Below are 12,061 nucleotides of genomic sequence, written 5' to 3'. Positions count from 1 at the left end.
CCAAGAGAGTATAAAAAGCACTTCAATCTCTCTAAGCTCTGCGTTTGTAAAATGGCTCTGTGTAAAGAGTTCACAGTAACGCGCCAAAGGTTTTACCATTGTCTCAAATTGTGCCGTTTTACAAAGTTTAATGAGCCATTTGCGCTCATGCTCTTCAAGTTCTGTTACATTTTTAAGCCACAGTGCTAAAAATTTGTCTGATTTTTGCGGCTCATGTGCATAGAGTTTAAGTTGTTCTATAAGCGGGGAGGTGATGTTAAAAGTGGCTTTTATATTTGCATGGCGTGAGAGCATCCACGGCATATCATAGTAGTCTTTTATGGCATGTAAAAAGACCCATGGCATCTGCATGATTCCATCACTATTTCGATAGTCTGGTTGGTGCATATGCCAGATGAAGTTAAGCCTCACAACTACTCCTTATTCCTCTAAAATCTTCTCTATTATTTGAAGATATTTTCGAAGCAGTTGCTCTCCCTGCTCATCATCTATTGCTTGAATGTAAAGGTTTATATGTTCACTGTATTGGTCAGGTATCATTAACACCCAGTTATTTTTGGCTTCCCAAATTTTTACGCCTACTTGTGAGTCTGATTTTTTCTCTTTTGCGTATTGCAAAAATTTTCGCATCATTTTGCCCTTTGATTTTTGCGGACACTCGACTCGAAACTCTTTGTAGTAAAAGCTCTCAAGACTCTCAAGAAGTGATGAGAGTTTGATTTTATAGGTACTTAAAAGCTCCATAATCTTAAGACTTGCATAGATGGCATCACGGGTATAAGTAAACTCTGTAAAGGCAAAATTTCCATCTACTGTAGCAATGAGATCAAACTCTTTTAATTTTTCAACTTTAAAATCAGCATACTTTCCTCTTTTAATGATGAGGTTTTTAAAGTGTCTAATGTCAGGTGCCCATGTCGGTAAAAATACTTTTTTCTTCTCATTCATTGCATCGAGATTTAAAAGTTCCAAGACTGCATAGAGTGCTTTGACCTTACTAAGCACAACGCCGTTTTCTGCAACTAAAGTAATTTGCTGTGCATTTGGGTAGATTAATAGTCCCATATTGTAGTTAAGACAGCGTACGATTTTTGAGACATTGAATTGTGATTTTTTCTCCAAAGTAGCAATATTAGAGAGTTTTTTTTCATCATAGTAGGAGTTGAGCGTAACATGCTCTAAACCAATGTCATTGATGAGCTTTGGAAATATATCGATGGTTGTTCCATACATTAAATCTACAACAACTTTAAAATCTTCATGTTTTACAATTTTATGATCAACTGTCGTTTCAATGGTGTCACGATAGTTAAAACACTCAAGATGATGTTCACTCTCCCTAATATAACCAATACGGCTAAAATCAACGCGACGGAACTTCTCTGCAAAAAAGGTCTTTTCAATCGACTTCGCTGATTCGGAGTGTATTTTCATTCCCTCGTCGTTAAAAATTGTAATCTCAGAACTTGCGGTATCGTTGAGGCAGCGTTTAAAATGTACACCTGCTATGATATTGTTGTCGTTTGCAATGGTATATCTCAGTACTGAGGGTGGTGTTTCTCGTAAATCAAGTATGTTGATTCCTGAAGAGATCAGACCACCTAAAAAGGCACGCTTTATCATTCGTGAGTTTTTGTCGTGGTCACGGCCGACTAAAACTGTAGAGGCTACAGGAAGTTGTGCGCCGAGTGCTTCTGCAAGTTTTGTAGCCATCTCACAGGAGAGCTCGATGTTACTTTTTCCATAAACACTACCATCTTCAAAAATGGAATTTTTATATTTACTTCCTAGTATTAAGTTGTTTGTAACCACCGAAGCAGGTTCTATTTTTTTGTCAGGCCAAATAATGACATCTTTGTCAAAACTTGTCAGCTCTCCTACTTCACACCCCTCTGCTAAGATAAGTCCAGCAGTAGCCTTTACATTTTTTTCGATGATATTGTCATTACAAATGACACAGCTATCAAAGAGAACGCCTTTTTCAACTCTAATATTTTCCCAAAAGACAGAATTTTTGATTTTACAACCTGCACCTATGGTGACATTGTCACCTATAACGGTGTTGGTGAGTTTAGTATTTTTTTTGATGCTGATATTATTGCCTAAAAGAACAGTTCCTATGATTTCAACCGATTTATCGATACTATTGTCTCCAAGCTCATAGAGTAGGCCATCAGGATATACTGTTTTTTTACCCTCTAGTTTAAATTTTACAACATTACTAAGTATATCTTCATACACTTCTCTGTAACTTTGCGGATTGCCAACATCACGCCAGTAGCCTTTGAGATTGTGTGCCATGAGCGGAATCTCTTTTTCCATCAAGGTAGGAAAAAGATCTTTTGCAAAGTCAAAGTTTTCGCCTTCGGGAATGTACTCAAGTATCTCTGGTTCTAAAATATAGATACCGGTATTGATAGTGTCACTAAATACCTCTCCCCAGCTTGGCTTTTCTAAAAACTTCTCAATAACGCCATCTTCATTGGCAATGACGACACCAAACTGCAAAGGATTTTCTACAGAGGTAAGTCCGATGGAGAGTTTTGCTTCTTTTTCTTGGTGGAATTTCATAAGCTTTTTAAAATTAAAGTCTGTTACCAAATCACCACTAATGATAATAAAATTTTCATCCCCTATAAGCTTTTGTGCAAGCTTAACAGCCCCCGCTGTACCGTAATCATCGTCAGGTATAACATAGCTTATTTTAATACCAAAATCACTGCCGTCTTTAAAATAGTCTTGAATAATTTCAGGTTTAAAGTAGAGTAGGACAATAAACTCTGTTATTCCTAAATCTTTGAGCATCATCATGGTATGCTCCATCATCGGTTTGTTCATAATCGGTAACATTGGTTTTGGTCGTGAATTTGTCAAAGGCTGAATTCGAGTGCCAAATCCGCCTGCCATTACTACTGCTTTCATCTTTTTCCCCTTGTTATAAACTTTTTTTGTTTACTAAGCTATGAAAATAAGCCTGTCATAATTGTTTGTGCCTCTTGCTGTAAAGTGCTTAAATGCTCTTGCGAAATAAAGCTCTCTGCATATATTTTATATATCTCTTCTGTTCCAGATGGTCGCATAGCCACCCAACCATTTTGTGTAACAATTTTAAGCCCACCTATGGCAGCACCGTTTCCTGCTGCGTTTGTAAGTATCTGCTCAATCTTTTCGCCACCTAAAGTGTTAATCTTAATAGATGCTGCATTTAAAGATTTGAGTATCTTTTTTTGCTCCAAGGTCGCTGGTGCATCAATGCGTCCATAGTATGATTTTCCAAACTCCTGCTCAAACGCAGCATATATTTCAAAGAGATCTTTTTTCAGTACTGCCATAATCTCAGCAGCTAAAAGTGTCATAATCATTCCATCTTTATCGGTACTCCAGACAGTCGCGTCACGGCGAAGATACGAAGCTCCCGCACTCTCCTCACCACCAAAACCAAGCCAGTTCTCATAGAGCCCATCTACAAACCATTTAAAGCCAACAGGTACTTCATAGACTTCACGAGAAAGACTTTTAGCAATTCTGTCTATCATAGAGCTTGAGACGAGTGTTTTACCTATTTTTAAATCTGCTGTAAAGTTTTTTCTATGTTTAAAAAGATACCAAATAGCAACACTTAGGTAATGGTTAGGGTTCATCAGTCCACCTTTGGGTGTAACTATACCGTGTCTGTCTGCATCGGTATCATTGGCAAATGCCAAATCATAGTTATCTTTGAGTTTCAGCAGTGAAGCCATAGCATCGGGTGAAGAGCAATCCATACGAATTTTACCATCATGATCGAGTGTCATAAACGAAAAAGTGGCATCGGCGTAAGGGTGAATAATCTCCATATCAAGATTATAATACGACTGTATCTTTTTATAAACAGGAATAGCTGAGCCACCAAGTGGGTCAGCTGCCATTTTTAAGCCAGAATTTTGAATAGCTTGCATATCTACGATTTCGCCAAGAGCTTTTACATACGGTGTTATAAAATCATACTCTGTAACAAAAGAGGAGCATAGAGCTTCTTCATAGCTGATGATTTTTACATCTTTGAGATTGTTTTGCAGTATCTCATTGGCTCTTTTTTCTATGATAGTTGTGACATCTGTATCTGCTGGTCCTCCATTTGGTGGATTGTACTTAAATCCGCCGTCCTGTGGAGGGTTGTGTGAGGGTGTTATAACAATTCCATCAGCTTTTGCATTGCCCAATTTATTATGCTCTAAAATAGCAAAAGAGACCAGAGGTGTAGGGGTGTAATCATCATCTAAAGAGATGGCTACTTTTACCTCATTTGCACAGCAAACACGCAGTGCTGTTATTTGTGCAGGGGCAGAGAGAGCGTGTGTATCTTTGCCGATATAGAGCAAATCTTCATAGCCTGACTCTTTTTTATATTCACAAACTGCCTGTGTAATTGCCATCACATGCGCTTCATTAAAACTTTTTTTCAAAGCACTTCCACGATGTCCCGAAGTTCCAAAGCTTACTCTTTGGCTCTCTTGTGTAACATCAGGTATCAACTCATAGTAAGCACTTGTGACAAGCTCTACATTTATAAGTTCCTCTTTTGGTACTGGTTTTCCTGCTAAAGGATTACGCATATCTCTTCCCCTTATTATTTTTATTTTTTTTGCAAATCCATTGATATTGGAATATAAAATTTGCTCAAATAATCTTTCATCATTCGTCTTGCACTAAACGCAGGCGTAACGCTTGTCATTGCTGCTTTCATTTTCTCTATCCACTGTGTCGGTACACCGCTGTTGTCTGTGTCATAATAGAGTGGCACTATCTCTTTTTCTATCAAATCATATAAGGCTTCTGAATCCTCTTTTGTATTTGAAGGCTCATCTCCAAATGCCCAGCCGTTTTCACCGTTGTAACCCTCAGGCCACCAACCATCTAAAGAGGAGAGATGCAGCGTACCGTTGAGTGAAGCTTTCATGCCGCTTGTACCGCAGGCTTCCATTGGAATTTGTGGATTGTTGAGCCAAACATCGACACCGTGGAGCAGATATTTGGCAACATTTTCTCCATAATCCTCCACAAAAGCAATGCGTCCGCCAAAACGAGATTCCTGCGCTGTTTTAAAAATATGCTGTAGTATCTTTTTACCTGCTATATCTGCAGGATGTGCTTTTCCTGCAAATATTATCTGCACAGGTCGGTCTCTGTTTGTTATAATCTTCTCAAGTCGTTCTATATCTGTGAGGATTAAATCAGGTCGTTTATACTCTGCCATTCTGCGGGCAAAACCAATAGTCAAGACATCAGGATCAAGCAGTACACCCTCAGCCATTGCAACAACAGGGTCTATTCCCTCTTTTGCATATTTTACGCGTACTCTGTCTCTAATATAATTGACCATTAAAACTTTAGCATTTTGTGAGATTTTCCAGAGTTTTTTGTTGCTTATTTCATTCACAAAGCTCCAACAAGCTTCGCTGTCTTGGAGCAGTTTCCAGCTTTCACCCACAGAGGTGTCAATAATATCTGAGAGCTCATCTCCAAGCCAAGTTGGAACATGAACACCGTTTGTGACATAATCCATAGCAGGCTTGTTTTCTTGTGATGCAGGGAGTACATGTGACCAGATATTAGTTGCCACTTCACAATGCTTTTTACTTACTGCATTTCGATTATCGCACATATTAAGACCAAAAACGGTCATATTAAAGCCTTCGCTTTGCTTATCAGGGTTGATGCCAAAGCTCATAAACTCCTCTTTACTCATACCAAGTGCTTCCCAGTAATCTTTAAACGCAGCAGTTATCATCTCAAAGTTATAGACATCCGTCGCGGCTTGAAGTGGTGTATGGGTTGTAAAAACAGATGTTTGCTTAACCTTTGCAACAGCATCATCAAGAGAGAGACCCCCGTCTTGCATAAAACTGCGTACACGTTCAAAAAGCGCAAAAGCAGGATGTCCTTCATTGAGGTGCAAGATGGAGTACTCAATGCCCAGCTCTTCAAGTACCCTGTATCCACCGATTCCAAGGACAATCTGCTGACGCAATCTTTGGTTGATGTCAGAAGTATAAAGGCGTGAAGATATTTGTCTATCCCACGGGTCATTTTTTTCTATGTCTGTATCGAGCAGATAGAGTGTGACACGACCGACATTTATTTTCCAAACACTTGCAAATATAGGAGGGTCAATAAAAGGAACTTTAATGGTGAAATGTTGCTCATCTTTGTCTAAAACTCGCTCAATCGGAGCAACATCTTTCTCTATAGGTTCCTGAGCACCGTTTTGCCAGCCATCAGTTCCTATGACTTGGCGGACATAACCTTGTGGATACATAAAACCAATGCCCACCATAGGAAGTCCCATATCACTTGACTCTTTTAAAATATCGCCTGCTAAAAATCCCAAACCACCCGAATAGATAGGTACAGAGTGATGAAGTCCATATTCGGCACAAAAGTATGCAATAGGCAACGGCTCATCAGCATAGACATTTTTGTCGTTCATATAGGTTGTAAAAGTTTTATAGACATATTCATACTCACGCATAAAAAGCTCATTTTTAGATGCTTCATTGAGCTCTTTTTGAGACATACTTTTGAGCATTGCTATGGGATTATGGCGTGTCTCTTTCCAAAGGTAAGGATTGAGTAGTTTGAAAAGATTGCGTCCGCGTGCGTTCCATGTCCACCAAAGATTAAGAGAGATCTCTTTTAGACCCTCTATCTCTTGTGGAAGTTTTGGAACTGCTATGTTGATTGATGGGTCTGCGTTTATCATCTTTTTGCCTTTGCTATTTCCAGCTATAGAGTGCTTCGCCCTCTAACATCATCTCAATCTCTAAGAGACGGTTATATTTTGCAAGTCGTTCACTTCTTGAAGCTGAACCAGTTTTAAGATGCCCTCCATCCATCGCTACTGCAAAATCTGCTAAAAAAGTATCTGCTGTTTCACCTGAACGGTGAGAAAGGAAATATCTCCAGCCATGATCTCTACACATTCTCACTGCATCAACAGTTTCAGTTACTGTTCCTATCTGGTTGAGTTTTATAAGTGAAGAGTTTGCTGTATGCTCTTTTATACCGCGTGAGATAAATTTCGTGTTTGTTACAAAAATATCATCACCAACTACTTCAATCTTATCTCCAAACTCTGCTGTAAATTTGGCAAATCCTTCCCAATCTTCTTCAGCTAAAGGGTCTTCCCATAAAATGATAGGATATTTCTCTATCCATACTTTTGCAATTGCTATTAAATCATCACTTGTTTTTTTACCAGCGCCTGACCATTTCATATCATAATGACCTTTTTTATCGGTGCTAAAAGATGTAGCAGCAGAATCTATTGCTATTGAAATATCTTTTCCTGGAATATATCCAGCTTCTTTGATAGCTTCAATAATAAGCTCCATAGCCTCTTCATTACTACCAAGATTTGGAGCATATCCACCCTCATCGCCTTTTGCAGTTGAGTAGCCTTTTTTTGCTAATATCTTTTCAAGTTTATGAAATGTTTCTGCCACATATCGAAGACCTTCACTAAAAGTAGGTGCTCCGTGAGGTACAGCCATAAACTCTTGAAAATCTACACTGTTGTTTGCGTGTTCGCCACCATTCAAAATATTCATACATGGAACAGGAATGCGTCTTGCATCAGCACCACCGAGGTATTGGTAAAGTTCAACTCCACTTGAAGCTGCGGCTGCTTTTGCGGCTGCCATTGAGACACCTAAAATCGCATTTGCACCTAAGTTTGACTTATTTTCAGTGCCATCAAGTTCTATCATTGCTCTGTCTATTTTTGCCTGCTCTTTTGCGTCCATTCCCACAACAAGGGCTGCGATTTTATCATTGACATTTGCCACTGCGTTTAAAACACCTTTGCCACCATAACGAGAAGCATCGCCATCTCTAACTTCTACTGCCTCATACTCGCCTGTACTTGCCCCTGAAGGTACAGAAGAAGAGACCTTTGTACCATCTTCAAGTTCCATTAAAACGCGTACTGTAGGGTTGCCGCGTGAGTCGAGTATCTCTAATGCTTTTATGCTTTTAATTGTTGAATTTGTCATTCTTTTATCCTCTTTTCATCATGCTTTTAAAAAATATCTGCTGTGCTAATTTTCCAAACGATTCTGTAAGTGTTGGATGTGGATGGATGGCTTTCATTACATCCATAGTACTCATCTCATTTGCAACTATAAGTGCAGCTTCACCGATGAGAGAAGAGGCATCTTCACTGACTATCTCTATGCCCAGAATCACTTTTGATTTTTTATCGATGATAAACTTCACATATCCCTCAGCCTCTTTGTCTATCTGAGAGCGTGCATCTTGTGCAAAATCATAAAGCTCAATATCTACATCAAGCTCACGCTTATTTACCTGCTCCTCATTAATGCCTGCAACACCGATTTGTGGGTTAGAGAAAAGTACCCAAGAGTTTTTGTCATAGTTGACCTCATGCTTGGATGGTGCGAACATATTATGCACGACTACTCCTGCTTCATAGCTTGCCGTATGTGCGAACTTTGGTGCAGGAACACAATCACCACAAGCGTAAATATGTTTTTGTGAAGATTGTAGCTCTTTGTTTACCACAACGCCACCTCTGTCATACTCCACTTTTGCATTTTCTAAACCAAGTGTTGCTACATCTGCACCGCGACCTGTTGCTAAAAGAACATGTCCAAATTCTAAACTGCGTTCTTGCTCATTTTGTGAAAATTTTACAATGAACTTCTCATTTTCATAATCAATTGTCTCAAGATTGACATTGCAATCAACAACAATGCCATTATCTTGCATTTTCTTTTGCACAATGCTAGCACTCTGCTCACTCATATGTTTCAGTATTCTTGAACCACGCTCTAAAATATGACACTTCACGCCAAGCTTATTAAACATCTGAACAAGCTCACAGCTAATCGCTCCAGCACCTACAAAAAGTATCTCTTTTGGTAACTCTTTTTCTAAAAATACATCTCTGTTTGTCCAAGCCTTGCTTACACCATTTCCTTTAAAAGGAGGAATATTTGTTTTTCCACCTGTTGCAATGAGTGCTTTGTCAAAGCTAAAAAGTTCTCCATTGATTCTCATGGTATGGGTATCTACAAACTCTGCAGTTCCTTGTTTGAAGTCAAGCAAAGGGAGTTGCTCAATTTGCATCAAAGCACCTTGTGAGCGTTTTTTTACTATTGTCTCTTTATCTTTAATGACTGCTTCCCAATGTATTTGAGGATGATTCTCTTCTACATGAAACTTCTTAGAATTGACAACTTTGGCATAATGATTGGCTGCACTCTCAAGCACTTTTGAGGGAATACACCCTTCAAAAAGGCACTCGCCACCAGGTGCATCGCGTTTATCGACAATTAGTGTTTTTACTCCAAATTTTGCAGCTGTTACGGCTGCAGGTGTTCCCGCAGGTCCCGCTCCGATGACTATTAGACCATAATGTGTTTTCATTTTTGTTTCCTTCTTTTCGTTTAGGATTGTGTGAACTCTTCTATTGCCTCTTCTACCGGTATCATATACATAAGTGCCGGACCTCCGTGCATAAGCACAGCCTGCATTGCAGCTTCAAGTATTTCCTCTTTTGTAGCTCCAGCCCCCAAAGCACCTTTTACATGCAGTGCGATACACCACTCACACTGTGCAGAAATAGCTAAAGCAACATTAATGAGTTCTGTATATTTATCACCTAACACAGTTGATTTCTCCGTTGCAAGCATAAACTTGTTAAAGGCATTAATCTGTGTTGGTGTATCTTTTTCTAGCTTTGCAATAAGCTCTTTTATCTCTTGAAGTTTTTGAGTATTTGTTTTCATAACGACTTCCTTACTTGAGTAGTTTCAGTGCTTCTTTTACAGTTGCATTTTCACAAGTGATGGCATAAATAGCGTTTGCCATTTTGACAGCCTCTTTGAACTCTCTTTGGTGGATGTTACGACCTGTTCCGTTTCCACGGCTGCCACCAATACTTTTTTGCTCATACAACTCTTGTAAAAATGCTTTTTCATCTATTTTAGCACCACCTTCACAAAGTACACCACTTCTTCCTGCTGCCATTGTGACCTCTTGGAGTAGTTTTGCATCAAATTTGCCTTTTTTAGTATAAGGCACTTTAAGTTTTATAAAATCTGCTCCCAACGCAGCACCAACACCTGCTGCACCTGCTATAAGGTGTGCATCATGTTCATCTTTTACAAATTTGCCTTTTGGATAAATCCAAAGGACACATATCATTCCGTTTTTATGTGCTTCATGAACTATTTTTGCTGCTTGAGAGAGCATTGCATGTTCATTTGCTCCACCGAGATAGAGCGTATATCCAACACCTTTGATGTCAAGTCCACTCTCTTTTTTAAAGTTTACAATTTCATCAACACTTAACCACGCTTCAGAGTAGGGGTCTATTGCATCATAAGGGACAAGATTTGTTTTTGAGTTGAGTTTTACAAGGTAGGGAATGTTTTTGTAGTCTCGTCCATATCTGCTAATAAGTCCAAATTGTGTTGCAAAAACACCTACTTTTGCTTTTGAAGCAATTTTAAACATATGCTCAGGGGAGTTGTCTTCTAGTGGAATATCTTTTCCATAGAAGTCATTGTTAAGGTGTTCGACCTTTTGGTCACCTGCAAAAAGCATCAAATGGTTTGTTCCATTTGTTGCTTCTTTGAGATTTTTTTTATAGAGTGCTACTTTTTTTGCTGGTACATCAGCTGGTACATTGAATTTCATTATTTCTCTCCATCTTTTTTATCTTCTTTATCATCTACATCTTCAACAAATGCACCACCTAAAAGAAGTGATACTCCATCAAAGAGTAGACTAATACCGACTAAAAGTCCAATCAAAAAGAGTGAACTTTTTGGCCAACCAATAACAAATAAAACACCAAGAACTAAAGAGGTAATGGCATTAAAAAGCCATACCAACCAGATTTTTTGAGGTTTAAGTGAAAATGCCAACCCAAAACCTGCAAAAGCATCAGTAAAAAAGTAAATGGCAAAAACAAGCCCGAGTGCCGCTGCACCTTGAAGAGGGTAGTAGAGCAGTACAAAAGAGGCAAAAACAAGAATGAAACTTTTAAGCCATCCTGCCCAATCCTCTTTGTTACTTTTATAGGTTAAAAGTCCTGCAGAGATACCTGCAAACATCATTAAGTATGCCACTAGCATGACAGTTGTAACACTCATAAATGCAGGAAATATAATCCCTATTGCACCAACGAGGACAAAGATACTTCCACTTATTTTGGCATGTTTTTTGAAGTTGTCTACCAAGTTTTTATTAAGATTCATCTCTAAATTAAGATTTTTATGCCATCTCCACATTGTTTATCTCCCTAAACTTTTTTCTAATTTACCAATATTTTCTATTGTTTTTAACACGGAATCTGGATTCAGACTCATAGAATCAATTCCTAGACGCACTAAATACTCTGCCATTTCAGGATAATCTGAAGGTGCTTGACCACAAATACCACTATGACGGTTGTTGCGTTTACACCCCTCAGTTGCAAGGCGAATCATCTCTTTGACACCCTCATCTCTCTCATCATAATCAAACGCAACCACTTCACTGTCACGGTCAACTCCAAGTGTAAGTTGTGTAAGGTCATTACTACCGATGCTAAATCCGTCAAAAATTTTACTAAAGGCATCTATCTGGATGACATTGTTTGGAATTTCACACATGACATAGATTTCTAAGCCATTCTCACCCTGTTTAAGCCCATATTTTGCCATTGTATCAATGACTTTTTGACCCTCTTGCACTCTACGACAAAATGGAATCATAAGTGTAACATTTGTAAAGCCCATCTCATCTCGTACACGCTTCATGGCCGCACATTCAAGTGCAAATCCCTCTTCATAGTTTGGATGTGCATAACGAGAAGCACCACGAAAACCAATCATAGGATTGTCCTCTTTTAACTCAAACGCAGTACCACCCAAAAGCGTTGCATATTCATTTGATTTAAAATCACTCATACGCACAACACATTTTTTCGGATAGACCGCAGAAGCGATGGTCGCCACTCCCTCAGAGAGGGTTTTCACAAAGAAGTCTTCCATAGAACGATAAGCACGAG

At 38.9% G+C, this 12,061-nt stretch carries 9 protein-coding genes and 1 pseudogene; all 10 read right to left on the bottom strand.

Annotated features, from left to right (window positions below):
• Positions 1–411: pseudogene (locus MVY38_RS04395) on the bottom strand (glycoside hydrolase); the annotation flags it as partial.
• Between the two features lie 9 nt (positions 412–420).
• Entirely contained in the window at positions 421–2,922 is a 2,502-nt protein-coding gene (locus MVY38_RS04390) for a sugar phosphate nucleotidyltransferase (protein WP_297483940.1), read from the bottom strand.
• 38 nt (positions 2,923–2,960) lie between these two features.
• Entirely contained in the window at positions 2,961–4,595 is a 1,635-nt protein-coding gene (gene pgm / locus MVY38_RS04385; protein WP_297483938.1) for a phosphoglucomutase (alpha-D-glucose-1,6-bisphosphate-dependent), read from the bottom strand.
• Positions 4,596–4,615: 20 nt separating this feature from the next.
• The gene (glgP, locus tag MVY38_RS04380) at positions 4,616–6,742 is read right to left on the bottom strand and encodes an alpha-glucan family phosphorylase (RefSeq protein WP_297483936.1); all 2,127 of its coding nucleotides are present in this window, start codon (positions 6,740–6,742) and stop codon (positions 4,616–4,618) included.
• 13 nt (positions 6,743–6,755) lie between these two features.
• A complete protein-coding gene (gene eno, locus MVY38_RS04375) occupies positions 6,756–8,033 on the bottom strand; it encodes a phosphopyruvate hydratase (RefSeq protein ID WP_297483934.1) in 1,278 nt (425 codons plus the stop codon).
• A gap of 4 nt (positions 8,034–8,037) precedes the next feature.
• The gene (locus MVY38_RS04370; protein WP_297483932.1) at positions 8,038–9,429 is read right to left on the bottom strand and encodes an NAD(P)/FAD-dependent oxidoreductase; all 1,392 of its coding nucleotides are present in this window, start codon (positions 9,427–9,429) and stop codon (positions 8,038–8,040) included.
• A gap of 20 nt (positions 9,430–9,449) precedes the next feature.
• Positions 9,450–9,791 carry a carboxymuconolactone decarboxylase family protein gene (locus MVY38_RS04365; RefSeq protein ID WP_297483931.1) on the bottom strand — a complete coding sequence of 114 codons (342 nt, stop codon included), beginning with the start codon at positions 9,789–9,791 and terminating at the stop codon, positions 9,450–9,452.
• 10 nt (positions 9,792–9,801) lie between these two features.
• Complete coding sequence (locus MVY38_RS04360) at positions 9,802–10,704, bottom strand: aldolase (protein WP_297483929.1); 903 nt, start codon at positions 10,702–10,704, stop codon at positions 9,802–9,804.
• Positions 10,704–11,300 (bottom strand): HdeD family acid-resistance protein, encoded by a 597-nt coding sequence (locus tag MVY38_RS04355; protein WP_297483927.1) that lies wholly within the window; start codon positions 11,298–11,300, stop codon positions 10,704–10,706. Before MVY38_RS04355 ends, MVY38_RS04360 begins: the two co-directional genes overlap by 1 nt.
• Before the next feature lie 3 nt (positions 11,301–11,303).
• Positions 11,304–12,061, bottom strand: a 758-nt coding sequence (locus tag MVY38_RS04350) for a putative PEP-binding protein (protein WP_366939760.1), incomplete at its 5' end; no start/stop codon positions are given.

Source organism: Sulfurimonas sp. (assembly GCF_027056685.1).
GTDB lineage: Bacteria > Campylobacterota > Campylobacteria > Campylobacterales > Sulfurimonadaceae > Sulfurimonas.
The sequence above is the reverse complement of the archived record's forward strand: the minus strand, read 5'-3'. Positions and strand labels throughout refer to the sequence as shown.

Excerpts from the sequence above, each read along its gene's own strand:
- glgP (WP_297483936.1), bottom strand. The coding sequence starts at position 6,742 with ATGATAAACGCAGACCCATCAATCAACATAGCAGTTCCAAAACTTCCA.
- MVY38_RS04370 (WP_297483932.1), bottom strand. The coding sequence starts at position 9,429 with ATGAAAACACATTATGGTCTAATAGTCATCGGAGCGGGACCTGCGGGA.
- pgm (WP_297483938.1), bottom strand. The coding sequence starts at position 4,595 with ATGCGTAATCCTTTAGCAGGAAAACCAGTACCAAAAGAGGAACTTATA.
- MVY38_RS04365 (WP_297483931.1), bottom strand. The coding sequence starts at position 9,791 with ATGAAAACAAATACTCAAAAACTTCAAGAGATAAAAGAGCTTATTGCA.
- MVY38_RS04360 (WP_297483929.1), bottom strand. The coding sequence starts at position 10,704 with ATGAAATTCAATGTACCAGCTGATGTACCAGCAAAAAAAGTAGCACTC.
- MVY38_RS04390 (WP_297483940.1), bottom strand. The coding sequence starts at position 2,922 with ATGAAAGCAGTAGTAATGGCAGGCGGATTTGGCACTCGAATTCAGCCT.
- eno (WP_297483934.1), bottom strand. The coding sequence starts at position 8,033 with ATGACAAATTCAACAATTAAAAGCATAAAAGCATTAGAGATACTCGAC.
- MVY38_RS04355 (WP_297483927.1), bottom strand. The coding sequence starts at position 11,300 with ATGTGGAGATGGCATAAAAATCTTAATTTAGAGATGAATCTTAATAAA.